The following is a 25,405-nucleotide window of genomic DNA, read 5'->3' as shown; positions in this document are numbered from 1 at the left end:
TGCCGCCATTTCGTGGGGTTTCTTCCACGCTTAGCCCGGCGGCTGAAGGATAGGTCCACGCGGCGAGAGCGGCAGGCCCCGGCGGAAGGCTCCACCTTGAACCGAACCACCGGAGCCATTCGGTCGATATCAGGCTCGATTGACCAGTGCGAAGGTCACGTCGGAGGGGTCCTTCAGTACGGCGACACGGCCCACGCCGGGCACGTCGGTGGGCGCGGAGATGACCGCGCCGCCCAGCGAAACGGCCTTCGCCGACGCTGCGTCGGCGTCCTCGACGCCGAAGTGGAGGGTCCAGGCCGTCGCGTTCACGGGCCCGGTCACGAAGCCGCCGAACTCCGCCGCGTCACCGGCTGCTGTGACGCGAACGATGTCGCCTGATGCCGAGGGCACGATGGTCCAGCCGAAGACCTGGGCATAGAACGCCCCGGAGCCACCGATGTCCGGGGTGCTCAGCCCGAACCAGGACGGCGTGCCGGATTCGCGGACCAGGCCGGACCCAGGGTGCTTGTCCGGCTCCCAAGCGCCGAAGATCGCCCCGTCGGGGGCCTTGTAGACGGCGGCGCTGCCTGCGACCGACACCTTCCTCGGAGGGCTGACCACGCTGCCTCCGGTCGCCTCCACCGTCCTCGTCGTCTCGGTCAGATCGCCCGTCATGAAGTAGACGCTCCACCCGGCCGAGTGCTCCTCGCTCTCCTTGAGCTTAATCGCACCGACGATCTTCTCTTCGCGCAGCGTGAAGTTCACGTAGCCGCCCGGGAGTTCAAAGGACTCCCATCCGAAGAGGGAGCTGTAGAAGGTGCGCGCGGAGGCAACATCGGGAGTGTCGAGATCCGCCCAGCACGGTGCACCCGGAAGGTGTCGAGTGATCTTCATGGTTCTCTCCTCATACTGCAGCGATCGTTCATTATCGCGGTGGGCCGGCCCTGCTCGAGGCTCAGCTCGATCAGCGTGACGCCCTACTGCAGCGGCGCTCCAGTGAGCGCCCGCAATTCGTAGATTCCTTCCATTGGGCGGGCTGGCCTTGGCAACTTCGCTCATTCATAGGGCGCGTGAGTCGCGTCCAAAGTCTCCATGGCGCCCACCGGCGACTTGCCGACGCCCATCGGGCCGACCAGGGCGACCTGTGGCCCGGTCACCGGATGTGGAGGTTGTCGAGGTAGGACTGCGCGTTGCGGTGGGTCTCGGCCAGGCTGTCGCCGCCGAACTTCTCCGCGACCGCGTCCGCGAGGACGAGCGCCACCATGGCCTCGGCGACGATGCCCGCCGCCGGGACCGCGGAGACATCGGAGCGCTGATGGTGGGCCTGCGCGGCCTCGCCTGTGGCGACGTCTACGGTCTTCAGGGCGCGCGGCACGGTCGCGATCGGCTTCATCGCGGTCCGCACGCGCAGCAGCTCCCCGGTGGACAGGCCGCCCTCGATGCCTCCCGCACGCCCCGAGACACGGCGGATCCCCTCCAACGTGTTCACGATCTCGTCGTGTGCCTTCGAACCCGGCACCCGGGCCGTCTCGAAGCCATCACCGATCTCGACGCCCTTGATGGCCTGGATGCCCATGAGGGCACCGGCGAGGCGGGCGTCCAGCTTGCGGTCCCAGTGCACGTGCGAGCCGAGCCCCACCGGCACCCCGTAGGCCAGCACCTCGGCTACACCGCCGAGGGTGTCGCCGTCCTTGTGCGCCTGGTCGACCTCGGCCACCATCGCCTTCGACGTGTGCGCGTCCAGGCAGCGCAGCGGATCGGCGTCCAGCTGCTCCACGTCGGCGGGGGTCGGGTACACGCCCTGCGGGGCCTTCACGGAGCACAGCTCGACGACATGGCTGACGATCTCGATCCCGGCCGTCTCCTTGAGGTACGAGCGGGCGATGGCGCCCAGCGCGACCCGGGCCGCAGTCTCGCGCGCCGAAGCGCGCTCCAGGACCGGCCGTGCCTCGTCGAAGCCGTACTTCTGCATCCCCGCGAGGTCGGCGTGACCGGGCCTCGGCCGGGTCAACGGGGCATTGCGGGCGAGGTCCTTGAGGATCTCCGGGGCGACCGGGTCGGTGGCCATGACCTGCTCCCACCTGGGCCACTCAGTGTTGCCCACCATGACCGCGACTGGAGAACCCAGCGTCAGCCCCGTGCCGGACACCACCCAGGAACGTGACCTCGTCCCGCTCGAACTTCATCCGCGCCCCGCGGCCGTAGCCCTGACGCCGCCGAGCCAGGTGGTCCGCCACCATCTCCGTGGTGGCCGGAACGCCGGCGGGTAGCCCCTCCAGCGTCGCCACGAGTGCGGGTCCGTGCGACTCCCCCGCGGTCAGCCAGCGCAACTTGCTCAACGGGCACCCTCCATGAGTAATTCCTTTAAAAATCGGTTAGTTCATACGACAGAGCGGCAGATGCCGTCAGGCACCGACGCGCGGAGAAGCCCTGTCAGAAGCAGGTCAGTCTCGCGACATGCGCTCTCTGCGCTACGGCGGCGAGTGAGTCCGCTTCTCGGTACCGCGAGCTGGCGTTCTTCTCACGGAGCACCGTCAAAGAACGGATGAGTACATCGCGAGTGTCGGCGGGATCGATGATGTCGTCGACGAGACCTTGTTGGTTGGCGGACCATGCGTAGACGAAGTCGGCGCCGACGGAACGATCGTCGATGAATGGAGGCGATGCGTCAGCAGAAGCTCGGCGCATAACGAGGGAGATTCGGGGCATGGTCGCGTTGCAGTAGGCGAACAGCAGCTCGGCGGCATGCCGGAGATCGCCAGGCGGCAGCGAGGCGCCGACAACTTCGCCGGGCCTGTCGACCAAGGTGACAACGGGTACGTCGAAGGCGTCGCAGAACCGTACGAACCTCGTCGCCGCGCCACAGACCTCGGTGTTGAGAGGGTCCTGAAGGAGCCGGGGCTGATTGACCACCAACCCAACGACGTGGCCGTCCAGGCGCGCGAGTGCGCAGATGACCTTGTGTCGCGACCGCGTTCGGATGGCCAAATAGCCACTGTCGTCAGCGAGTTCACTGATGATGGCGTCCATGTCGTACGTGTCCGCTCCCTCCGCCGAGGCGAGTTTCCGCATCGACTCGGAAGCCGTCGGGACGTCGAAGCACGGAAGGACGACCGGGCCTTCACGATGGTTCAGGGGAAGCATCGACAAGAGGTGGCGCACTCCGGTGATGCAAGTTTTCTCGTCGTCATACGAGAAGTCGGCTCGAATCGACGGCTCGGACTCCGCTTCGGACGCAGCGCGGACCCGCAGGGTGAAATCCGCCATGGCCGACGCCGTGCCTGCGCCGCCGGCGCAGGGGCCGAACAGGACGCTGATCTGCGGGATGATCCCCGATGCCTGGGCAACGCGCCGGAAGATGCCTCCGTATGCGGAGGGCAGAACGGCCTCCTGGACACGGCCTCCCACACCGTCGTTCAGTGATACCAGAGGGCCTCCGGACGCCAGGGCCACGTCCATGATCTGCTTCATCTTCACGAGATGGGCCTCGCCCAGGACACCGCCGCTGTCGGGAAACTCATGTGCGTACAAGAAGATGCGCCGACCTTCCACCTCGCCCCAGCCGGTGATGACTTCACCCGTATACGGACTCTCATCTGGCGCGAGACCCGACGCGCCGGTACGGCTCGATGCTCCCAGCTCGTTGAACGATTCGGTGTCGAGGAGCAGTTCGATACGTTCGCGAGGTGTGAGCCTGTTCCCTCCTTCCGAAGGGCCGGTTGTGACGGTCGTCATCACGGCGTCTCCTCTGGCTGCCGATGACCGGGCGGGGTGGGCAGACGCAGCCCTCGGTGGATGTCCACGGCGGCGGACGAACTGTTGAGCGTGATGTAGTGCAGGCCCGGGGCCCCCTCGTCGAGGAGACGCTGGGCTAGTTCAGTTGCGTGGTCCACGCCGATGCGGTGCGATTCATGGGGATCGTACTGCGCGGTCCGCAGACGCATCGCGAGGTCGTCGGGGAAGGTGGCGTTGCTGAGGCGGGTGAATCGACTGATCTGGTCGTAGCGGGTCGCAGGCATGATCTCGGGGATGACGGGCGTGCCGCAGCCGGCGGCCGTGAGCCGGTCGCGCAGTCTCAGATAGTCCTCGGCCCGGAAGAACATCTGAGTGATGGCATAGTCTGCGCCTGCCCGGCATTTGGCCACGAAATGGCGAAGGTCGCTGTCCCAGTCGGGCGAGCGCGGATGCCGCTCAGGGAAGGCGGCCACGCCGATGCTGAAGTTGCCGCAGTCGCGGACGAGTTGCACGAGTTCGGAAGCGTGGTTCAGTCCGTTCGGATGGGGAGTCCACGGCCCGTTCGGATCTCCGGGTGGGTCTCCCCGCAGGGCGAGCACATCACGGATGCCGGCATCGGCGTAGCGGCCGATGATCGTGCGCAGTTCGGCCTTGGAGTGGCCGACCGCCGTGAGATGCGCCACCGGGCGCAGGGTCGTGTCTTCCGCGATTCGTTCGGTGAGGGCCGCGGTTCGCTCTCTGGACGAGCCGCCCGCCCCGTACGTCACCGAGACGAAGGCCGGGTTGAGGGCTTCGACGCGGCGCAGCGCACTCCACAGAGACCGTTCCCCTTTGACGGACTTGGGCGGGAAGAACTCGAAGGAGTACGACCGGTGGCCGGACTCGATCAGCTCGGCAGGACTGGGCCGGACCGTCGTGACAGGCATGGGGGCGAGGGCAGGCGCGGTCATGATCGGTCACCTCCCGGCGGCATTCCGGTCACGGAGCGGACATCGGTCTCGTACGCCGTGGCCAGCAGAGGGCGCAGGGTGGCAGGGGTGGCGGCGTAGTTCTGGGTGCCCACACAGGACAGGGCGAGTGCCGCCAGGGCGGATCCCACCTGTGCACAGGCCGCGGCGTTCTCACCAGCACTGAGCGAGGCCAGGTAACCGGCCCGGAAGGCGTCGCCGACACCGGTCGGATCGACGACTGTCGCTGCAGGGGCGGCGGGGATGCCGAGCGGGGGCTCATCGTTGCGTTCGACCCGGCTGCCCTTCTCGCCGAGGGTGGTCACCCACGTGCCGACCCGCCGCAGAACGTCGGTCTGCGTCCAGCCCGTCTTGGCGAGCAGTAGTCCGTGTTCATATTCGTTGGTGAACAAGTGGTCGGCGCCGTAGACCAGTTCGCGGATCTGCTCGCCGTCGAGCCGGGCGAGCTGTTGGGACGGGTCGGCGATGAAGCGAAGACCGAGAGAACGGCATGTGCGGGTATGACGGAGCATCGCGGCGGGTTCGTCAGCGCCGATGTGGACGAGGTCGAGACCGCCGTGGTCACGGGCGACGTCGGACAGGTCGATGGCGGAGGCTTCGGCCATCGCGCCCGCGTAGAAGGAGGCGATCTGGTTGTCGTCCTGGTCGGTGGTGCACAGAAAACGGGCGGTATGACGGGTGAGGGAATGGTGGACGACCGAGATGTCCACGCCCTGGTCGGCCAGCCGCCGGCCGTACGAAGTGAAGTCAGCACCCACCGCTCCCACCAGAAGAGGGCGGTGCCCCAGGACGGCCAGTCCGTAGGCGATGTTGGCGGCCACCCCTCCGTCCCGGATCTCCAGCGTGTCGACCAGGAACGAGAGCGAAACGTGGTCCAGTCGGTCGGCCAGCAGTTGGTCGGTGATCCTGCCGGGGAACGTCATGAGGTGATCGGTGGCGATGGAGCCGGTGACGGCGATCCTCATGTCAGCACCCCGCCGCACGGCGCAGAGCGTCCACGCGGTCGGCCCGTTCCCAGGTGAAGTTCGGTAGTTCGCGGCCGAAGTGGCCGTAGGCGGCGGTCTGCGCGTAGATCGGGCGGAGCAGGTCGAGGTCGCGGATGATGGCCGCCGGGCGCAGGTCGAAAACCTCCGAGATGGCCCGCTCGATGGCGGCCTGCGGGACGGTGGCGGTGCCGAAGGTCTCGACGAACAGGCCGACCGGGTCGGCCTTGCCAATGGCGTAGGCAACCTGGACCTCGCAGCGGCGGGCGAGGCCCGCGGCGACGACGTTCTTGGCGACCCAGCGCATCGCGTACGCGGCGGAGCGGTCGACCTTGGACGGGTCCTTGCCGGAGAAGGCGCCGCCGCCGTGGCGGGCCATGCCGCCGTAGGTGTCAATGATGATCTTGCGTCCGGTCAGGCCGGCGTCGCCCATGGGGCCGCCGATCTCGAAGCGACCGGTGGGATTGACGAGCAGCCGGTACCCGTCAGTGTCCAGCTTGATTCCGTCGTCCGCCAGCCGGGCGAGTTCGTGCTCGACGACATGCGTGCGGATGTCGGGGGCCAGCAGCGCGTCCAGATCGACATCGGCGGCGTGCTGCGCGGAGACGACCACGGTGTCCAGACGGGCCGCACGGCTTCCCAGGTACTCGATGGTGACCTGCGTCTTGCCGTCCGGGCGCAGATACGGTGCGACGCCGTCCTTGCGGACCTGGGAGAGCCGGTACGAGAGCCGGTGCGCCAACTGGATGGGCAGGGGCATCAGTTCCGGTGTCTCGTCGCAGGCGTACCCGAACATCAACCCCTGGTCGCCCGCTCCTTGCGTCTCCAGCGCGTCACCGTCCTCACCGGCGGGATCCACGCCCAGCGCGATGTCCGGGGACTGGGCGCCGATCGATACGGAGATCCCGCACGAATGCCCGTCGAAGCCCTTCTTCGACGCGTCGTAGCCGATGTCGAGCACCACCTCGCGAACGAGACCGGCGATGTCCGCGTACGACGCGGTGGTCACCTCCCCGGCGACGTGGACCTGGCCGGTGGTGATCAGGGTCTCCACGGCGACCCGCGCCTGCGGGTCCTCCTTGAGGAGGGCGTCGAGGACCGTGTCGCTGATGCGGTCTGCGATCTTGTCGGGGTGGCCCTCGGTCACGGACTCGGATGTGAACAGGCGGCGAGACATGGCTCTCCTGTGGTCGCAGCGGCTGCTGACTGTTGGTTGATCGATGTTGGATCGGGGTGCCGGGCCGGAGAGCTCCTCGGGGGATGTAGAAGCTCTCCGGCCGGAAGGAACGCGGACGGGGCCGACATGGGCCTATGGCCCGGGTCCGCCGGCGGGCAGCGGCATCAAGGGGCTGCCCTCCGCGTCCCGCACAGGGGCGGAGACCGTTATCGGCTTCCGTCGGACGCGGCGGCGACGGCTCGGGCGAGTTTCACCACGCGTTCGGCCTGGACGCGGGCCGCGTTGCGGGTGATGTCGCCGACCGGTGCGGTGCTGCCCATGTCGTGATGCGCCGTTCCGTAGGGGTTGCCGTCGACGAACTTGTCCGGGTGGGTGAACCCCGGTGCCACGACGATCCCGCCGAAGTGATGGAAGGAGTGCATCAGCGCTAGCAGGGTGGACTCGTTGCCTCCGTGCGGGCTGCCGGTGGATGTGAAGCCGCTGTAGACCTTGTCGGCCAGTTCGCCCCTGCGCCACGCACCGCCCAGGGTGTCCATGAACTGTTTGAGCTGGGCGGAGACGTTGCCGAACCGTGTCGGTGACCCCATGAGGACGGCATCTGCCCACAGGACGTCCTCGACGTCGGCCACGGGGATCTCGGCGGTTGCCGCGGCGTTGGCGGCCCAGGCCGGCTGGGATTCGACGGTGTCCCGCGGGGCCAGTTCTTGGACCTTGCGCAGCCGGACGTCGGCGCCCGCCTTCTCGGCGGTCTCAGCGATCTCTCGGGCGATGTCGGCGACATGGCCGGTGGCGGAGTAGTAGACGACAGCGACCTTCACGGTGTTCTTCACGATGACGCTCACCAGTCCGCCAGGTGGAGGACCTTCACCGGCTCCTCGTCGCGTGTCTCGAGGACGCCGCTGGCGAGGTGGAAGAACGCCCGGTTGTAGTACACGAGCGGTGTCCGGTCGTCCGCGTAGGTGTCCACGACGCGGCCGATGAGGATGCTGTGATCGCCGGCGTCGACAACGGCGTGCATCGTGCAGGCGACCCGAGCACAGGCGCTGGGTGAACCGGGCAGTCCCAGTTCACAGACTTCCATGTCGCCCGCGGCGAACCGGTCGACCCCAGACTGGGCGAAGCGTCGCGCGACCGCGTCCTGGCCGTGTGCGAGGACGTTGATCAGGAAGCGGTCGGTGGACGTGAACGCCTCGTGTGTGCTGGCGGTCCTGTTCAGGCAGACCAGGACGAGGGGTGGGTCCAAGGAGACGGAACTGAACGAGTTGGCGGTGAATCCCCAGCGTTTTCCCGTGCCGTCGATTGTGGTCACCACGGTCACCGGTCCGGGAACCCTGGCCATCGCGTGCGTCAGGGCTGTGCGTTCCATCGTGTCACCTCCGGGTTCGTCGTGAGTCAGGGCTGAAGCCGGCTCGCACGCCATCCGTGATCCTGGCGGTCGTAGCGCAGTCTGCGGTGCAGTCGCTCGGAGTCTGCGGACCAGAACTCCACTGCGGCCGGGACCAGTTGGTATCCGACGAAGTGGGCGGGGCGGGGCAGGGGGATGCCGGGAGCTCCCAGACGGGCCGCTTCGGTGCGCAGTGCCGATACGGCGGCCTCGTCATCGAACGGCTCGCTCTGCCGGGAGACCGTGGACATGGAGTGCATGGGGATCGGCCTGCCGAACCAGAGGGCGTCGGACTCGGCGTCGCTGAGCTGTGAGACCGGGCCGGAGAGGATGAGCTGCTGCCCGGTCTCCCGCCAGTAGAGCAGGCCGGAGGCCCATCCGGTGGCGGCCAGCTCGACGCCCTTCTGGCTGGTGCTGTGGCTGGCGAAGACCAGGCCGCTGTCACCGACATCAATGATGGCGACGATGCGGTTGGAGGCTCGTCCCCGGCTGTCGGCGGTGGCCAGGGCGAGCGCGCGGGGTTCCCGCACACCCCGCACGGTCGCCTCGCTGATCCACTGGTGGATGAGCGGCATGGGGTCGGACGGTGGCTTGTCGTACTCGGGGAATTCGAGGTCGACCGCACCGGTGAGGCTTTCGAACTGACTGGTGTTCACGTGGACCTCGCTAGACGTAGATGGTGCCGCGGGCCGCGATGGCTCCGTGCCCGCCGACCTGCACGCTCCGGACCTGCTCGCCTGTGCCTTGCGCGGTCGCCAGCATGAGTGAGGATCGGCCCATCTCGACCCCCTGGAGGATCTGGAGCCCTTCGCCGTACGTGCTGAGTCCGTGCCGGGCCAGGTGGATGGCGAGGGGGCCGGCGGCCGAGCCGGTCGCCGCGTCCTCGACCACCCCATAGGCGGGCGAGAACATGCGTGCCCGCCACTGGGTGCCGTCGCCGGCGAAGCAGTTGGCCGCCATGTCCGGGAACCGGCTCAGGGCCCGGTGGTCCGGTGTGAGGGCCGACAGGGCTGCGATGCTCTCGAGCCCCACGAAGACGTGCCGGGGGCCGTTGCGGTAGATCTCGACCGGCGCCGTTGACTTCGGGACGCCGAGTGCCTCCAGGAATTCCGTGGTGTGCTCGTACGGTTCCCAGGTGGGGATCGGCTGCTCCATCCACACCGTCGGGATGCCCTCGTCCTCGTGGATCTGGAACGGGATGATCCCCATAGCGGTCTCCAGATGGAGCCGCTCCTCCTTGAGAGTGTGGCTCAGGGCCACCGCAGTGCCGAGCATGGGGTGCCCCGCGAACGGCAGCTCGTTGACCGGAGTGAAGATGCGGATCCGCGCGTCACCGCCCTGCTCCGGCGGCAGGACGAAGGTGACCTCGGAGAGGTTCATCTCCCGGGCGATGCGCTGCATCGACTCGGCGGTCAGGTCACATGCGTCGAAGAAGACGGCAACGGGATTGCCTTCGAGAGGACGGCGCGCGAAAGCGTCCACGACTATGTATTCGTGCACGGTGCTGCTCCCCCTTGGGCGGATGTGGTTGATGGCGCCGCTGATGCGAACACGGGCCCAAGGCCCTGCAGCTCGTGGAGGGCGTGCGCGCCCTCGACCGTGGCTTCGATGTCGAATCTGCTCCGGTGGTCCGGCGGACGGCCGATCAGTTCCCCGGCACGGTTCGGCGGGAGGGAGGCAGGACGGTCCGCCTCCCAGAGCATGACCGCGCCCCAGCGGTTGTGCTGCCGGTCGGCCATCCAGAACTTCAGCCGCAGGCCCGGGACGTCGCGCCAGACGTCGACGGCGCCGTCCCGCAGGTGTTCGCGCAGGGAGTCGATGGTCTGCGGGGACCCGTCGAGTTCCCACCAGGCGATATCAACCCGCACGGTCGAGTACCTCCCGGATCGTCTGCCCGACGATGCGCGGTCCGTCGATGGTCAGGACCGATTCGGCGTGGAACTGCATCGAGGCGAACCCGGGGCCGCGGAGGGCGTGCACATGGCCGGTTCCCGGGTCACGGCTCACTTCCACCAGCCCGATCCCCTCGATGTCCAGCTTGTCCTCGGCGCTGCGAGCGGCGAAGGTGTTGTAGAAGCCCACGCGCTCGCGGGAGCCGAACAGTTCGATCTCCCGCTGCACTCCCTGGTTGGGGACGTCCCTGCGGACGAGGCCGAGACCGAGAGTCAGGCTGAGCACCTGGTGGCTCAGGCACACGGCGATGAAGGGCCGACGCTGCGCCAGGAGGCTGTCGGTCGCCGAACGGAGATGACGGATCTTGGGGTCGTCGGCGACTCGTGGATCGCCGGGGCCGGGGCCCATCACCACGAGGTCGTAGCCGTCGAACCCGTACGGCTCGTCGAATCGGCAGACCGTTACCTTCACGCCTTGCGCGCGGAGCTGATGCCCAATCATTGCAGTGAAGGTGTCCTCCGCATCGATGACCAGCGCTTTCAGTCCCTCCAGCCCGGTGGCAGAGCGTCGGCGACTGGCGGAGTCCTGCAGCCAGAACTGGGCGATGTCGGTGTTGCGACGGCTGAGGGCGGCGCGGACATCCGGGTGCGCTCCCAGGCGGCGAGCGTGTCCAGCCTCCAAAGCGGCGAGTAGCCCGGATGCCTTGGCGCGTGTTTCCTCGACTTCCGAGACCGGATCGGAGTGCCGCACCAGCGTGGCGCCCACACCGATGCGTACGCGGCCGTGTGTGTCGATGTCTGCGGTACGGATGAGGATGGCCGAGTCGAGTGAGCGCTCGCCGTTGACGTCCCGGCCGATCAGCGCGGCCACGCCGCTGTAGTAGCCGCGGCCTTCGGGTTCGTACTTCTGGATGACGCGTGCCGCGCTCTCCAACGGACTGCCCGTGACGGTGGGGGCGAACATCGTCTCGCGCAGGATCTCGCGCACGTCACGGTCGGTGTGCCCCTCGATGAAGTACTCGGTGTGGGCCAGCCGGGCCATCTCCTTGAGGTACGGGCCCAGGACCCGGCCGCCGCTCTGGCAGATGCGGGCCATCATCTTCAGTTCCTCGTCGACGACCATGTACAGCTCGTCTGTCTCCTTGCGGTCCGCGAGGAACTCGGTGACGCCTTGCAGCGTGGGGCCGGCGGGCGGGTATCGGTAGGTACCGCTGATGGGGTTCATCACGGCGGTCCCGCCGCTCACGGAGATGTGGCGCTCGGGCGTGGCGCCGACGAAGGTGCGCTGTCCCGTGTGGATGAGGAAGGTCCAGTACGCTCCCTGCTCCCGCTCAAGCAGACGGCGGAAGAAGGCCAGTGCGCTGTGGAGCGAGTAGTCGCTGATGTCGGCCACGAAGGAGCGCTTGATGACGAAGTTGGCGCCTTCGCCCGTGCCGATCTCGTCCGTGACCACACGTCGCACGGTCTCGGCGTACCGATCGTCGTCCGCGTCGAAGCCATGGGCCGTCACGTGTGTCGGAGTCTCCGGGAGCCGCACGAGGAGTTCGGGCGCGGGCACCCTGGCCTGGTCCGTGATTGACAGAGCGATGATGGGTGAACCGTCGTCGGACGCCGTGAAGCCCCGCTCGGTGATCTGTCGGTACGGCACCACGACGAGGACATCGTGCTCTCCCCGTGACGGGTCGGCCTCCGTGTCGGTGAAGGGGATGTCCGCCAGCGTCTCGGGCAGAGTGATGTCGCCGACCAGGACGTCTACGGCGTCCGGGAGTCCGTGCTCCGGCCTGTGCAGCAGAGCGAAGGCGGCCGCCTCCAGGTTCAGCACGCTGTCGAGCACACTGCCGCGTTCTCTGCCACTCATGCGAACACCTCTGCGGACGGGACGACCATCGCGCAACGCTGCGCCGCGTAGCTCAGTGCGAGGCGGTGGTGGTTCTCGGAGAAGTCGCCGAGCGCGTCGGCGGCCAGGAACGGCTGGATGTCGTTGGTGAAAGCCTCCAGCGCTGTTGCCAGGACGCCGACGTGCGCGTAGACGCCGCACAGGATGAGCTGGTCGCGGCCTGCGGTCTTCATGCGCTCCAACAGGTCCGAGCGGAAGAACGCGCTGTACCGCCATTTCGTGAACGTCCAGTCGCCCTCGGTTGGGGCCAGCTCCGGCGTCACTTCCCGGTCGGCCGGGTCGGTGCGCATCCCCGGGCCCCAGAAGTCCTTCAGCAGTCCTCGCTGCTCGTCGGTCATCCGGCCGGGCTGCGCGGTGTAAGCCACCGGCACTCCGGCCGCGGTGCAGCGCTTGCGCAGCGTGGCGGCGTTGTGAACGAGTTCGGAACGCAGGGGGTCCGGCAAGGCGTTAAGGAAATAGCGCTGCATGTCGTGTACGAGGAGGACGGCACGCTCCGGGCGCGGCGTCCATCGTGTCACATTCTCGGGCAGGCTCTCAGCGGCGGGCAGGGGGTACGACGCGATAGGGGGCAAGCCGGCCATCAAAGGGCTCCTTTCGGTCGATGTGGCCGAACGACGGTGGTGTTCACAGAGCGTCGGACCAGGCCGTGACCAGGGAGACGGCCTGCCGGGAGTTGAGGCGGGGGTCGCAGAAGGTGGTGTGCCGACCGCTGGCCGAACCGAGTGCGGCGGCATCGGCGACGCACTCGGTCACATCGTCCGGCGTGGTCTCCAGGTGGAGTCCGCCGGCCACTCCGCCGGCTGCTGCCACCGCGCGTCGGAACTCGACGACCTCGCGGGCCAGGGTGGTCAACAGGCGGGTCTTCCTGCCACCCCGGCCGGTGACGGTGTTGCCGTGCATGGGGTCGCACAGCCAGATCACGGGATGGCCCGTGGAACGGACCGCCGCCACCAGGGCCGGCAGGCGCTCGCCGACGGCGTCGGCGCCCATGCGTGCGATCAGGGTGAGGCGGCCCGGTTCCCGGAGCGGGTCGAGACGCTCGCACAGGGGCGTGATCTCTTCGGTGGTCATCGTCGGGCCGACCTTGCAGGCCACGGGGTTGACCACGTCGGCGAGCAACTTGACATGGGCGCCGTCCAGCTGCCTGGTCCGTTCCCCGATCCACGGCCAGTGCGTGGACCCGAGCCAGCGCCTGCCGTCGCCGACCTCACGGATCATCGGGACTTCGTAGTCCAGGAGGAGCGCCTCGTGGCTTGTCCACACCAGGGGCTCGATGCTCGGCCATGCGCGGAGAGCCGGCGCGCGCCATCCCAGGTGCTCCACGATGTCGCCCGCCGACATGTACCCGGTGAGAATGCGCAGGGGGTCCGGTTGCCTGCTCTCCAGGTCGGGTTCCGGACTGTTGACCATGTGCCCGCGGTACACCGGCAGGACCTGATCGCCGATCTGCTCGAAGGAGTTCGAGCGCGGCTTGGCGAACTGTCCCGCGATGCGCCCGACGCGGAGCACGGGCTTACCCGTGACCATCTTCAGCGTGGTGGCCAGGAGGTCGAGCACGGCGGACTTTCGCCGGACGTGCTCGGCGGTGCACTCCTCCGGGTCCTCCGCGCAGTCTCCCGCCTGCACCACGTGTGCGTCACCCGCCGCGACGGACGCGAGCAGCGACCTGAGCGTGTGTACGTCGTCCACACGGACCAAGGGCGGGCGGGAGCTGAGAATTTCCCTCACACGCTGGACCTGTGAAGGATCGTTCCATTCGGGTTGCTGCAGGGCTTTGGCCCTCTGAATTTCAGTTACTGCATGTCCCACGACTGTGCCCCCCGTGAGGCAGAAAGGATTTACGGCCTGATCGTGATGGGTCTCGCATACGTGCGGACAACTTTTCAGGTGGGGATTCCCTCACGGTTGACGTGCGGGACGTCGATTCCCAGGGAGCGGAACTGCTGGCACGGGTTCATGAACTCGCGCTGCTGCTTTATCTTCCCGTTCTCGAACAGGAAGGAGTGAAGGAAATGATTGCGGTAGTCGCCTTCGGGATACCCCGGGTACCGGATCTTTCCCTCGCCGTCGCATTCGACCCAGAAGCGGTTGGGGTCCTGGGTGTCGAAGACCTCGATGTTGATCCACGCCCAGTCGGGGAAGCACTTCAGCGACCAGACGGCGTGTTCCCCCAGCCTGTCGCGGCCTCGGATCACGAGCGGTTCGCCGGTCTCCGTGGTCCACAGTCCACCGATACCGTCCTCGGTGAAGAGAAGGTGCCGACGGAGCCGGTCTTCGCCACGGGTGTTCATGTACTGCTCGACGATGGCGCGGTTGTGGGCGCGCAGATCGGTCTCGTCGGTGGGTATTCGGGGCTCTGCCATGACTGTCCTCTGCTGAGGGGGGAAGGGGGGGCGGATTCGCGTCTGGGGTCAGACCATGAAGCTGATGTCGCGGGGGTCCTGGCCGACGAGGGCGCGGCCGTAGACCTGCTCCGGGATGCCCATACCGAAGCCGGCGTGGCGGCTGCCGACGTTGATGTCGCGCCAGAGCCGCTGGAGCGGATTGGCCTCGTTGAAGGCGGAGGAGCCGTGAGCGGTCATCAGGGTGTCGACGGCTTCCCGGCACAGGCGACCGACTTGGGTTGACTCCAGCCGGTTGCGGGCCCGTACGGTTAGGTCCGTGTTGGTGCCGGCCCGGGCGTACTGATCGACGGTGTCGGCGATGCGGGTGGCGACCAGCTTGGCCATGTCGATCTTCGAGGTGGCGTCGGCGAGGTCGAGCTGGAAGGTGGGCGACTGCGTCTGGTCACGGTAGGTGGAGCCCGCGACCGGGCGGGTGGGGCCCTTGTCGCGGACGTAGGCGAGGGTCGCCTCGGCGCCGCCGATCAGCGAGCCGGTCAGTCCGATGGCGAACAGGCCGGTCAGGCTGTTGCGGTAGGGCAAGTCGGGGGCGACCACACCGTCGGTCTCACCGTTGAGGATGGGCACGTAGGCCACCAACCGGTGGCTTGGTACGAAGAGCCGGTCGGCGACGACGGTGTTGCTGCCGGTGCCGCGCATCCCGGCGAAGTGCCAGGTGTCCTTGATGCTGACCTCGTCGGCCCGCATCAGGGCGAACTGGATGTCGGGCCCTCCCTCATCGCTGGGGACGGCGATGAGGGCGCTGATCCACTGAGCGTGCAGGCAACCCGAGACGTAGGCCCACTCACCGCTGACGACGACGCCGCCGTCGGCCCGCTCGACGTTCTGGGCGGGCATCCCCAGCACCAGAGCGCACCGGGCGTCCGGGTCCTCTCCCCACACCTCGTCGACCGCGGCCAGGGGGAACAAGGACGCCACGAAGTTGCCGGCGTTCAGAACACCGGCGATCCACGCGGCGGAGCAGCAGCCACGGCCAAGCGCGATGGCAACCTCGAGCAGGGTGCGCATGTCCGTCTCGTAGCCGCCGTGCCGCCGCGGCGTCATCAACCGCAGCAGGCCCGAGTCGGTCATCGCCTCAACGACCCGTGCAGAAACACGGCGCTCGCGGTCGCATTCGACGGCGTCTTCCTGCAGCAGTTCCCGCAAAGCCTCGGCCCGCTTCACGAGCTCGACGCGGTCAGGAGTCTGCGCGGCTACCGTAACCACCTGATTTGACATTCCGAATCAATCCCTTCGGGTTTCTCGCCTCTGGAACGTTAGGACCCCGAAAACCCCAGGGTCAAGGGAATACTTCACTTCACAGGTAATTCAATTCTCCGCGACATGGGCGCGCCTCATCTGTACGGTGACTTCTCGGCCCGTGTTCGTGATTTCGGGTATTCGGTGTGTGGTGAAACGGGTTACGCTCGGCGCCTCGGCCCCGTATTCCACCGCTGGCGCAGGTTTCCGACGACAACCCGCCCGATCGTGGCCGGGTTGAGGAGAATTGTGGGTGGAGAGAGCAGGGAACTGACCTTCACGAACTCCTGGGTCAGGGCCGAGTCGTGTTCCGCGGCGCTCATGAGCCAGCCGAAGCACGCGTTGCTGATGCGCACTGGAAGCGGCCGCGGGCCGGCGACCTCAGGAAGCGAGAGATCGCTCCCGACCGCCATCTGCCAGGCGACCTCGATGCGCCGTGCGGCCGCCTTGAAGAAGCGGCGTGGCAGCTGATCCCTACCCTGGGCGAGCACTTCCTTCAGCGCCCCGGCCTGCAGTGCCGCTGTGGACATCCCCTGCCCGTACACCGGGTTGAAGCTGCAGATCGCGTCGCCGAAGACGAGAAGCCCGTCGGGGAAACGTTCCAGCCGCTCGTAGCGCCGGCGCACGCTCGCCGGGTAGCGATGCGCGACGGGGTCGTCGAGAGGCTCGGCGCCGCAGAGGACCTCGAAGACATCCACCGGGACGATGGGCTTGGCGAAGTCCAGGAACTCGCTCGGATCGGTGGGCGGGTGGTGGCCTCCGTAGCCGATCAGTGTCAGCATCCAGTGGTCTTCGCCATGCTGAAGGAAGTTGACGCCGGTCGGTCGCCCTGGGCAGGCCCCGACGATGACGACCTTCCTGCGGCCCATGGCGCCCGGCGTCACCCTCAGGTTCCGGCTGACGTACTTGATGTCGATCGCAAGTCGGACTTCCTGTGGCTGGTCGTAGCCCAGGTCCGTGAGCCATCGCGTCGTACGCCCGCCACGGCCCGTCGCGTCGACCACGAGGTCCGCGGCGATGTCCTGCTCCGCGCCACCGTCGCGGTGCACGACGCGGGCGCCGACAACCTGTCGGCCGTCCGGGGAGCTGACGAGTCCGGTGGCTTCGCAGCGGTCGATCACCTCGACGTTCCTCAACGCCCGCAGCATGGACCGCACTTGGCCTTCCAGCAGGGGACGGCTTGGCTGGTAGGTGGGGATGGGATCCGCATGGCGGCCGTCCTGGCTCAGGAGGTGGCCTCCCGGCGCGAAGTGCATCTCGGCGGGCTTTCGGACCACCGGCACGCCGTCCGCTTCGAACTTCTCGAGCAGACCAGGGAACATCTCCTGGAGCCACTTCGTGCCAGCGGGCAGTATCGCGTGCGCGTGGCGGCCCTGCGGGACCCCACGCCGGTTCTCGTCCGTCTCCGGCAGCGTGTCCCGGTCGATCAGTGTCACCCGGTCGAACTCTTCGGACAGCACTCGCGCGGCGAAGAGCCCGCCGATGCTGGCTCCCAGCACCACACAGTGGCTGCCCGGCACCCGCGACGCGGATCCGCTGGCGCTGCTGCTCCTTCGTACCCGATGCTCCTGCGGGTCGTGCGGGAGTGCGGTGTCTTCTGACATGCGATTCCTCCGCTGCGCTTGAGGGGGATACGGCGTGGCGACGTAGCAATTCGGTCTCTTTGCCGCACATCGAGATGACCGACTGAAATCCAGACAAATTCCGGTCGCGCCAGTAAACCCGACTCGTAACCTTGGGGATGCCGCGCGTACACAAGCGAGAGCGGGCTCGCGATTGTGGCAGGCTGGGCGAACCGGCGGGATGTCGGAATGCCACCCCGTCTGAATTCAACCAGGACCGCCCGGTGGCAGAGAGTGAGACACCGCCACCGGAATTGCCGATTCCGAATTCTGTTTCTTGCCGGGCCGGAATCTTCGCGTCAGGCGGCTGAAATGTCGGTGGGGTGAGTGAGCGTTCCCGTGGCCAGCCAACACGCCGGCAGCGGCGCCACCGCGCGCCCGTACCCGATACGGGGATCGTCGCCCGCGTACACCTCCGGCCGCCAGCCGTGGCCGCCCATCCAGGACTTCAGGTCATCGCGAGCGGAGAGCCAGGAGGCCCCCTGCTCCTCGACCCGTTCACGCACGGGCCGACCCTCTTCCCCTAGCATGGCCGCCTTGAGATGCTCCAGCATGAGCTGGCTTCCAGGGGCGGACAGTTCGGTGAGGCCAGCCAGGATCGCGTCTCCGGCGGTGTCCGTCAGATACATCAAGAGGCCCTCGATCAGCCAGACCGTGGGCTGCGCCGGATCGAAACCCGCAGCCAGCAGCGCCGACTGCCAGTCCTCCCTCAGATCAGCGGCCACCCCGTGGCGCTCGCACGCGAGAGACAGGCCGGACCGTTCGATCAGAGCGTCCTTGAACGCCGTCATCTCCGGCAGCTCTACCTCGAACCAGCGCGTCCCGGCCGGTAGATCTAGCCTGACGGTGCGCCCGTCCACGCCCGCGGCCAGCGTGACGACCTGGCGGATCCCGCGCTGGGTCGCGGAGATCACCTCGTCGTCGAAGAACCGCGTGCGCACCGCGAAGTACGTGGGGAAGCCGCGCGCGCTGTTGTGGGTCTGCTTGATCACCTCGGCCACGTCCGCGAGTACCGGATCCTCCGCGAGCGCCGAGAGCATCGTGGCTGCGAGCGGATCCCGGAACAGCGCGTCCGGACGGTCGCTTTCCAGTTGTCGCATCCATGCGACAAAGAGTGCCGTCTGCCCGACACCGACCGAGGGCGTCTTCAACTCGACCATAAAATCCTCCCAAAGGCGAGCTCAATTCGGCGCAAATAAGGCTCGATTCTACGCCAGAATCGGCGCCCGAAACATCTATCGAAATGGCTTGATGTTTTCCTAACGAGTGACACTTGAAAGAGGGGTAAGGGTGCGCACCCCCGTCCGCTGTGCGTACCAACTATGCACGAACTCTCATGCCTTGTCGGTGAGAGCTGATGGAATTTTGCGTGCAGCTACGGCTGCAGTGGTAGCGTGCAACGGGTCACATTCAACTTTATTCCACAGAGCAAGCCCCCACTGAAGGATGTGTGCATGCTCGACACCTTGGACCGTGCCCTGATCCACGCGCTGCACATAGACGGCCGCGCGCCCTTCAGCCAGATCGCTGCTGTCCTCGACGTCTCACCGCAGACCATCGCCCGCCGCTACCGCCGACTGCGCGACGAGGCATCGCTCCGTGTCGTCGGGCTCGCGGATCCTCACCGAGCCGGTCAGACCCAATGGCTCGTCAGGCTCACTGCCGCGGCGAGTTCCGCGCAGGACCTCGCGCACGCCTTGGCCCGGCGACCGGACACATCGTGGGTCAAACTCACCTCTGGCGGCACGGAGATCGTGTCGGTCATCCACACGCCCACCGACGATGCCGTGGGCAACTCCTTGCTGCTGCGCGACATCCCTCGCACCAACAACATCACGGCGGTGTCCGCCCACTGCCTGCTGCACATGTACCTCGGCGGTCCCACCAACTGGCGGCGGAGCGCCGACACTCTGAGCAAGGAGCAGCAGCGCGCTCTGGGGTCACATGAATCGGCCGACGGCGCATATATCCCCGTGCCTCGTCAACTGAGCGACGCAGACGGGGAGTTGCTGGTCGCGCTGCAGAAGGACGGGCGGGCCAGCCATGCGGAACTTGCTCAGGCGACCGGCTGGTCCCCGGTCACCGTTGCACGCCGTCTGGCCGACCTGCAGGCGGGGGGAGCGATCTTCTTCGATGTCGAAGTCAACACAGGGCAGTTCGGCGCGAATACCCGGGCACTGCTGTGGATGTCGGTGAGCCCCGCGCATCTGGAGCACGTGGCGACGACCTTGGCGGGCCACGACGAACTCGCGTTTGTCGCCGCTACCACCGGCCCGACCAACCTCGTGGCCCAGGCGCTGTGCAGTGACCCCGCCGACCTGCACCACTACCTTGCCCGGAGGCTCGGCTCGCTCGACGCGATCCAGACTCTGGAAACGAGCCCGGTGCTGCAGAACGTGAAGGCGGCGAGTCCGATGATCACGGATCTCGCTCGTAGCCGACGGCCGGGGTCGAACACGCGCGTACGGTCGTGAAGGTCAGCGTCCCGTTACACGGCGATGCGGCGGCCGACAGGCCGCCGCACGGACTGCTCATGTGCAAGGCTCGATCAGTGCTGTGCTCCGGCGGTGTCCAAAGCCTCCTTCTCGGTCATCAGCCGGCTGGCGGCAAAGCTCACCACGATCAACGCGACGGCAACCCAGAAGGCGACCTGGACTGCGTCCAGCGCGGTCGAGGGGCCGCCGGGCTCCGCACGGTTGAGGTAGACGCTTCCCAGGATGGCGACCCCGAGCGTGGCGCCCAGCTGCTGGACGGCGTTCAGCAGTCCGGCGGCCGACCCGATCTCCTGGGGCTGCAGCGGCTTCAGGGCGATGGTGAAGAAGGCAGGGCCGAAGAGGCCGGCTCCCAGGCCGATGACGCCCAGTGCGATCAGCAGCGGCTTGGGGTAGGTCGTCGGATCCGCGGCGTGGTACACGGCGATGGAGGCCAGCGCTCCGACCAGGAGCACGGCGAGACCGATGGTCATCGTGTGGTGTCCGAGGCGCCGCACCAGGTGGGCGCCGGCGATCCACGAGGCGATGGCCAGGCCGACCGACCACGGAGCGAGCGTCAGCCCTGCGGCGAGCACGTCGGTGCCGACCCCCAGCTGGAGGTGCACCACTATGACCATCATCAGGCCGTTTGTCACGGCGAAGAACGTTGCCGACGTCATCAGAGCGGCCGGAAACCTCCGGTGCGCAAACAGGCTCGGTTCCACCAGCGGGCTACTGCCGCCTGCGGCCGCACGGCGCTGGTACAGAGCGAACCCGACCATGACGATCAGCCCGGCTGCGATCGCCCCCCAGCTCCCCCCGGACATCGCGGCGATGTCGCCTCCGATGAGGGGGTAGACGATGAGTCCGGTACCGATCACCGCCAAGAGCGTCCCGATCACGTCGAGTGCGGGCGGCCTCGGCGCCCGGTCCTCCAGCATCTTGGGCGTAATGGCCAGCACGATCACGGACAAGGGGACGTTGACCAGGAACGTCGCTCGCCACGACGAGCCGAACAGGTCGGCGTGGGTCAGGACGCCGCCGAGGACCGGGCCGCAGACGGCGGCCAGTCCCATCACGGGGCCGATGCTGCCCAGGGCCTTGGACATCTCGTCGCCGGAGAACATGGTTTTGATCAGCCCGATGGTCTGGGGAATGACCACGGCCGCGGCCGCTCCCTGCACCACACGGAAGCCAATCAGGAGACCCACCGTGGGCGCCAGGGCACAGGCGATGGAGGCGAGCATGAATCCGGTGACGCCGATGGTGAACATCCGCCGTCGGCCGACGATGTCACCCAACCGGCCGCCCGTGATCAGCAGAACGGCGAACGGGAGGGTGTAGGCGGTCGTGAACCACTGGATATCGGACGCCGATCCACCCAGGTCGGCGTGGATCGCGGGCGCGGCGACCTGCACGATGGTCGCGTCCAACAGGTTCATGGCCTCACCGAGCAGCAGTGCGGTGAGCGCCAGCCACCGCCATCGGTACGCCGCTGTGGGGGTCGGCGCGATCACGCGCTCAGCAGTCATCGGAGTTCCTCTCCAGCGTTGTCGATACGTCGACTCGCCCACCTGAGGTCAAGGCAGCGAGCTCGACCACCCTCAGAGTGGAAGGGCGGGGCCGGCGGCATCCAGCCGGAGCGCACAAATAGAAGATTCCTTCCGTCCAGGGCGCCTGCGGTGGTGATTTCCCACGCCACACTCCCCTGCGCCCACGCGGCCATCGAGGCCGCCGCGGCGGACGTCCGCTCACGTGACGGTGTGAGCTTCCTTCAGCCAGCCGCTTGGGATGGAAGAAATGTTCCAGTACAGCGGCGTAACTGGAGTCGATGGGTGTGATCACTCCACCCTGGGATCCCTTGGTCACCCCGCGTGCACCAGGGCTTCATATCCCTACGTTCTTCCTGTTCAGGAGGGTGCATGGCAGCCCTGCCCGCTACCCAAAGAGAAGTCCGCCTCGTCGCCCGGCCCGACGGACTGCCGCAGCTGGAGCACTTCACGGTCGTCGAGACGCCCCTGGCCGTACCGGGGCACGACGAAGCGCTGGTCCGAAATCTCTTCTTCCAGGTCTTCGCCACGCTGCGCCTGCTCATCACGGGCGTAAGGCAGGACACTCCGTTTCCCGTGCTCAGTCCCGGCGACACCCTGCTCGGGGCAGCGATCGGTGAGGTCGTCCGCGCGCCGGAGGGCAGCGCTCTGCAGCCCGGCGATCTCGTCTCGCACGGGCGGGGCTGGCGCGAGTACGCCGTCGTCCCCGCCGGCGAGTGCGCCCGCCTGGACGACGAGGCTTTCCCCGACCCGATCGCGCACCTTCAGCGCGGCTGGACGGCCTACGCAGCGTTGACGCGGGGCGTCGAACTCCGCCCCGGGGACACCGTGTTCGTCTCCTCGGGCGGCAGCGGAATCGGCGCGATGGCCGGGGTGATCGCGAAACGGCTGGGCGCTGGCCGCGTCATCGCCAGCACCAGCTCGCGGCAGAAGGCCGACCGCCTCGTGAACGAGCTCGGTTACGACGCGGCCGTCGTCCGCGGTGCCGCACCCCTCGCCGAACAGTTGGCGAAGGTCGCGCCGGAGGGCATCGACGTCTTCTTCGACAACGTGGGAGGCGAACAGCTACAGGCCGCCGTGGAAGCCGCACGTCCGGGCGCCCGCTTCGTCTTGATCGGCGCCCTGTCCGGCCAGCTCTCCGAACACGGCACCGGCACCGCAGCACCCGTCCAGCTGGACTCCATGCCCCTGATCCGCAAGCGGATCGTGATGCGCGGCTTCAGCTCGGACGACTTCGACGACGAAGCCGAGTGGACCGAGAAGTTCGGTGCCTGGCTCCGAGCAGGGGAGACGGTGTTCCCCCACGCTCGGATCAAGGGCATCGAGCACGCCCCACAGGCCCTGCTGGATGTGATCGGGGGGCAGCACGTCGGCGCCGTCATCATCGAGCTGTAGCCCGCTTTCCCGGTGTACACAACTCCGTTGAGTCGGGCGGAGGTTGTGCGCCTTCGCCCGACAGGCATCCCCACCCGCACCTCATACGCCGAGAAGGAGTCCCGGTGCCGCGAGCCACCGCACACGTCCTCGACCTCCCCTTCGATTCCCGTCCCGAGCCGGACGAGCTGATACAGGCAGCCATGGACTGGCACTTCAATCCTGACACAGGGTCCAGGTTCTGGCTGGATCGGGCGAAGACCCTGCCCTTCGACCCCCGCAGCGACATCCGCACGCACGAAGACCTCCGACTGTTCCCCAACATGACGGCCGAACTGCGCGACACCCGTGCCGAGGACCTGATCCCGCGGGGTTACGGTCAACACCCCGATGTCATCGGCGTGTTCGAGAGCGGCGGGACCACAGGGGCACCCAAGCGGGTCGTCCTACTCCGCGACTGGCTGCAGCGCATGCTCCACTGGAGCAACGCCAACCTCGACGCGCACGGATTTCCCGGCGGCGCCGACTGGCTCGGGCTCGTCCCGACGGGCCCGCACATCGTGGGTGAGTACTTCCGAAGGTCCGCGACAAGCCACGGGCGCCGCGGCTTCACCATCGACCTCGACCCCCGCTGGGTGAAGAAGATGATCTCCAGCGGACGGCGGCAGGATGCCGACGCCTACGCGGAACACGTCATCGACCAGGCTGCGTTCGTGCTGCGCACCCAGGACGTCGGCGTCATGACCATCACGCCCCCGCTGCTCGAACGCCTCGCACGGCGCGACGACCTGACCGAACTGGTCAACGAGAAGGTCAAGGCTATCCGCTGGGGCGGCACACAGCTGGATCCCGACTCCCGCTACCTCTACAAGACCGAGGTCTTCCCGAAGACGGTCCTGTGCGGCAACTACGGCAGCACGATGATCCTCGGGTTCGCGGGCGAGCGCCCGGACCTCCCGCAGGACTCCGGCTGTGTCTTCGATTCCTACAGCCCGTACGTGACGTTCTCCGTCGTCGACCCCGAAACGCTGGAGCCCGTCACCTACGGTGATCGCGGCCGCGTCCTGGTCAACCACGTCAGCAAGTCGTTCTTCCTGCCCAACAACTTGGAGAGGGACACAGCAACCCGCATCGAGCCGCTGGCCGGTCAGGTCGGCGATGCGGTGGCGGACATCGCTCCGGTCGCAACTTTCGAGAACGAGGCTGTGATCGAGGGGGTCTACTGATGGCGAACGCCTCCTCCGATGTCCTGCAGCTTGACGCCCTGGGGACTCAAGGCGCGTTCCGGGCCCGCAACCACATGGCCGTCCACGACGTGGCGGGCCAAGAGGTCGCCAGCCTGAGCCTGGTGCCTTCCCTGTTCGTCGAGCGCACGATGAAGGCCCTGCACCGGGCCGCGACTCCCGCACTCGATGACCGGATGGGCATGATCAGCCGTGCTGCCGAGCTCTTCGCGACGGCCACATTGGGTGACCAGTCGGCCGAAACGTACGAGCACCAGGTCAGTCGGGTCGGCGGGATACCGATCTCCGTGGTGCGTGCCACCACCCGGGCCATTGCGAGCCGGATGAAGAAGGCCCACTACAGCGTGGAGCACGCCCGGCCGTCCGGAGCGGTGCGTCGATGGGACGACCCGCTGACCCGCACCGGCCGTGCGGTGTGGACACGGCGTGGGAGCGTCTTCGCCGTGCACGCGGCCGGCAACCACCCCGGCCCGCACAGTCTCTGGCCGGAGGCCCTGGCGCTGGGCTATCGCGTCGCGATCCGCCCCTCCCGGCGCGAGCCGTTCACGCCCCACCGGCTGGTCACCGCACTGCGCGCTGCAGGCTTCGGCAACGACCAGGTGGCCCTGTTGCCGACCGACCACTCCACCGCGGATGCCCTGCTGCGAGGGGCCGATCTCGGACTGGTCTACGGAGGTGAGGAGGTCGTCCGCAAGTACGCCGCAGACCCATCGATCCTCCCGCAGGGCCCAGGGCGCTCAAAGATCCTTCTGACCGCGGAAGTGGACTGGCGGGACCACGTCGACACCATCGTCGACTCCGTCAGCGGTCATGGCGGCACTGGCTGTGTCAACACAACCGCCGTGTTCGTGGAGGGGGACCCGACCCCGCTCTGTGAGGCGCTGGCCGAGCGCCTGTCATCCGTGCCCAGCCTCCCGCCGGAGGATCCCAAGGCGATCTTCCCCGTGCAGCCGCTCGCCACGGCTAAGGCACTCGATGCGCACGTGTCACGCAGGGCCGAGGGCACCAAGCCGTGGCTCGGCGGCGACGGCGTCGCTGACGAACTGGGGGACGGCAGCGCCGTGCTGCGGCCCGCCCTCCATCAACTCGACCGGCCTGACGCGCCACAGGCTTCCTTCGAGCTCCCCTTCCCTTGCGTGTGGGTGGCTCCCTGGTCGCGTGAAGCGGGCCTCGCACCCTTGAGGAACAGCCTGGTCCTGACCGCGATGACACACGATGCCCGGCTCGTTGAGCAGCTGCTGGACGAACCGTCGATCAGCAACGTCTACGTAGGGGACCACCGAACGTTCTGGATGGATTCCGGTATGCCACACGACGGCTATCTCGCCGAGTTCCTGATGCGGTGCAAGTCTGTGATCAGGGAGTGACCCGTTCTGCGTGGCGGCAGACACCCGCCGCCACGCAGCCGAGGGGGGATGGGCCCCCTCTGCGTTCCGGGCCCGCCGGACCCGGTCAATACCGAGCGGAGCACCGACGTGCACAGGCGCC

General features: G+C 67.6%; 22 protein-coding genes and 1 pseudogene. 4 read left to right on the top strand and 19 right to left on the bottom strand.

The annotated features are described in order from the left end of the window. Positions 1 to 129: 129 nt before the first annotated feature. From ACZ6X9_RS10935 to ACZ6X9_RS10850, 18 genes and pseudogenes are all read right to left on the bottom strand, one after another. On the bottom strand, positions 130 to 873 hold the full coding sequence (locus ACZ6X9_RS10935; RefSeq protein WP_469777609.1) for a VOC family protein: 744 nt from the start codon (positions 871 to 873) through the stop codon (positions 130 to 132). 259 nt (positions 874 to 1,132) lie between these two features. Further along, a pseudogene (aroC, locus tag ACZ6X9_RS10930) lies at positions 1,133 to 2,318 on the bottom strand (chorismate synthase). Between the two features lie 94 nt (positions 2,319 to 2,412). Next, positions 2,413 to 3,714 (bottom strand): carboxyl transferase domain-containing protein, encoded by a 1,302-nt coding sequence (locus ACZ6X9_RS10925; RefSeq protein WP_469777608.1) that lies wholly within the window; start codon positions 3,712 to 3,714, stop codon positions 2,413 to 2,415. Further along, on the bottom strand, positions 3,714 to 4,640 hold the full coding sequence (gene metF / locus ACZ6X9_RS10920) for a methylenetetrahydrofolate reductase [NAD(P)H] (protein WP_469777684.1): 927 nt from the start codon (positions 4,638 to 4,640) through the stop codon (positions 3,714 to 3,716). Before metF ends, ACZ6X9_RS10925 begins: the two co-directional genes overlap by 1 nt. A gap of 20 nt (positions 4,641 to 4,660) precedes the next feature. Beyond that, positions 4,661 to 5,647 (bottom strand): carbohydrate kinase family protein, encoded by a 987-nt coding sequence (locus ACZ6X9_RS10915; protein WP_469777607.1) that lies wholly within the window; start codon positions 5,645 to 5,647, stop codon positions 4,661 to 4,663. A 1-nt stretch (position 5,648) separates the two neighbouring features. Next, complete coding sequence (gene metK / locus ACZ6X9_RS10910; protein ID WP_469777606.1) at positions 5,649 to 6,842, bottom strand: methionine adenosyltransferase; 1,194 nt, start codon at positions 6,840 to 6,842, stop codon at positions 5,649 to 5,651. A gap of 206 nt (positions 6,843 to 7,048) precedes the next feature. Then, positions 7,049 to 7,672 carry an NAD(P)H:quinone oxidoreductase gene (gene wrbA / locus ACZ6X9_RS10905; RefSeq protein WP_469777605.1) on the bottom strand — a complete coding sequence of 208 codons (624 nt, stop codon included), beginning with the start codon at positions 7,670 to 7,672 and terminating at the stop codon, positions 7,049 to 7,051. A gap of 8 nt (positions 7,673 to 7,680) precedes the next feature. Then, positions 7,681 to 8,208 (bottom strand): flavin reductase family protein, encoded by a 528-nt coding sequence (locus ACZ6X9_RS10900; RefSeq protein ID WP_469777604.1) that lies wholly within the window; start codon positions 8,206 to 8,208, stop codon positions 7,681 to 7,683. 26 nt (positions 8,209 to 8,234) lie between these two features. Beyond that, a complete protein-coding gene (phzG, locus tag ACZ6X9_RS10895) occupies positions 8,235 to 8,882 on the bottom strand; it encodes a phenazine biosynthesis FMN-dependent oxidase PhzG (protein ID WP_469777603.1) in 648 nt (215 codons plus the stop codon). Between the two features lie 10 nt (positions 8,883 to 8,892). Continuing rightward, positions 8,893 to 9,726 carry a PhzF family phenazine biosynthesis protein gene (locus ACZ6X9_RS10890; RefSeq protein WP_469777602.1) on the bottom strand — a complete coding sequence of 278 codons (834 nt, stop codon included), beginning with the start codon at positions 9,724 to 9,726 and terminating at the stop codon, positions 8,893 to 8,895. Beyond that, positions 9,711 to 10,094, bottom strand: coding sequence for a hypothetical protein (locus tag ACZ6X9_RS10885; RefSeq protein ID WP_469777601.1), 384 nt, complete (start codon positions 10,092 to 10,094; stop codon positions 9,711 to 9,713). The genes ACZ6X9_RS10890 and ACZ6X9_RS10885 overlap by 16 nt, the downstream gene beginning before the upstream one ends. Beyond that, entirely contained in the window at positions 10,084 to 11,976 is a 1,893-nt protein-coding gene (locus ACZ6X9_RS10880) for an anthranilate synthase family protein (RefSeq protein ID WP_469777600.1), read from the bottom strand. Before ACZ6X9_RS10880 ends, ACZ6X9_RS10885 begins: the two co-directional genes overlap by 11 nt. Next, positions 11,973 to 12,596, bottom strand: coding sequence for an isochorismatase family protein (locus ACZ6X9_RS10875; protein WP_469777599.1), 624 nt, complete (start codon positions 12,594 to 12,596; stop codon positions 11,973 to 11,975). Before ACZ6X9_RS10875 ends, ACZ6X9_RS10880 begins: the two co-directional genes overlap by 4 nt. A gap of 43 nt (positions 12,597 to 12,639) precedes the next feature. Then, positions 12,640 to 13,824 (bottom strand): 3-deoxy-7-phosphoheptulonate synthase, encoded by a 1,185-nt coding sequence (locus tag ACZ6X9_RS10870; RefSeq protein WP_469777598.1) that lies wholly within the window; start codon positions 13,822 to 13,824, stop codon positions 12,640 to 12,642. Between the two features lie 74 nt (positions 13,825 to 13,898). Beyond that, complete coding sequence (locus ACZ6X9_RS10865; protein WP_469777597.1) at positions 13,899 to 14,378, bottom strand: PhzA/PhzB family protein; 480 nt, start codon at positions 14,376 to 14,378, stop codon at positions 13,899 to 13,901. Positions 14,379 to 14,426: 48 nt separating this feature from the next. Then, the gene (locus ACZ6X9_RS10860; RefSeq protein ID WP_469777596.1) at positions 14,427 to 15,635 is read right to left on the bottom strand and encodes an acyl-CoA dehydrogenase family protein; all 1,209 of its coding nucleotides are present in this window, start codon (positions 15,633 to 15,635) and stop codon (positions 14,427 to 14,429) included. Positions 15,636 to 15,817: 182 nt separating this feature from the next. Continuing rightward, positions 15,818 to 17,260: an FAD-dependent oxidoreductase gene (locus tag ACZ6X9_RS10855; RefSeq protein WP_469777595.1), complete on the bottom strand. Its 1,443-nt coding sequence runs from the start codon at positions 17,258 to 17,260 to the stop codon at positions 15,818 to 15,820. 317 nt (positions 17,261 to 17,577) lie between these two features. Next, positions 17,578 to 18,438 carry an SAM-dependent methyltransferase gene (locus ACZ6X9_RS10850; RefSeq protein ID WP_469777594.1) on the bottom strand — a complete coding sequence of 287 codons (861 nt, stop codon included), beginning with the start codon at positions 18,436 to 18,438 and terminating at the stop codon, positions 17,578 to 17,580. A gap of 294 nt (positions 18,439 to 18,732) precedes the next feature. Between ACZ6X9_RS10850 and ACZ6X9_RS10845 the strand changes: the two genes are divergently transcribed. Then, entirely contained in the window at positions 18,733 to 19,752 is a 1,020-nt protein-coding gene (locus tag ACZ6X9_RS10845; RefSeq protein ID WP_469777593.1) for an Lrp/AsnC family transcriptional regulator, read from the top strand. 74 nt (positions 19,753 to 19,826) lie between these two features. Here ACZ6X9_RS10845 and ACZ6X9_RS10840 read toward each other — a convergent pair whose 3' ends face one another. Continuing rightward, the gene (locus ACZ6X9_RS10840) at positions 19,827 to 21,281 is read right to left on the bottom strand and encodes an MFS transporter (protein ID WP_469777592.1); all 1,455 of its coding nucleotides are present in this window, start codon (positions 21,279 to 21,281) and stop codon (positions 19,827 to 19,829) included. 390 nt (positions 21,282 to 21,671) lie between these two features. Here ACZ6X9_RS10840 and ACZ6X9_RS10835 point away from each other — a divergent pair, with 390 nt between their 5' ends. The 3 genes from ACZ6X9_RS10835 (at position 21,672) to ACZ6X9_RS10825 (ending at position 25,284) form a co-directional block, all read left to right on the top strand. Then, on the top strand, positions 21,672 to 22,694 hold the full coding sequence (locus tag ACZ6X9_RS10835; protein ID WP_469777591.1) for an MDR family NADP-dependent oxidoreductase: 1,023 nt from the start codon (positions 21,672 to 21,674) through the stop codon (positions 22,692 to 22,694). 104 nt (positions 22,695 to 22,798) lie between these two features. Beyond that, on the top strand, positions 22,799 to 23,899 hold the full coding sequence (locus ACZ6X9_RS10830; RefSeq protein WP_469777590.1) for a phenazine antibiotic biosynthesis protein: 1,101 nt from the start codon (positions 22,799 to 22,801) through the stop codon (positions 23,897 to 23,899). Then, the gene (locus tag ACZ6X9_RS10825; protein WP_469777589.1) at positions 23,899 to 25,284 is read left to right on the top strand and encodes an aldehyde dehydrogenase family protein; all 1,386 of its coding nucleotides are present in this window, start codon (positions 23,899 to 23,901) and stop codon (positions 25,282 to 25,284) included. The genes ACZ6X9_RS10830 and ACZ6X9_RS10825 overlap by 1 nt, the downstream gene beginning before the upstream one ends. The last annotated feature ends 121 nt before the right edge of the window (positions 25,285 to 25,405 follow it).

It is taken from the genome of Streptomyces sp. NPDC052910, assembly GCF_055585605.1.
The sequence above is the reverse complement of the archived record's forward strand: the minus strand, read 5'-3'. Positions and strand labels throughout refer to the sequence as shown.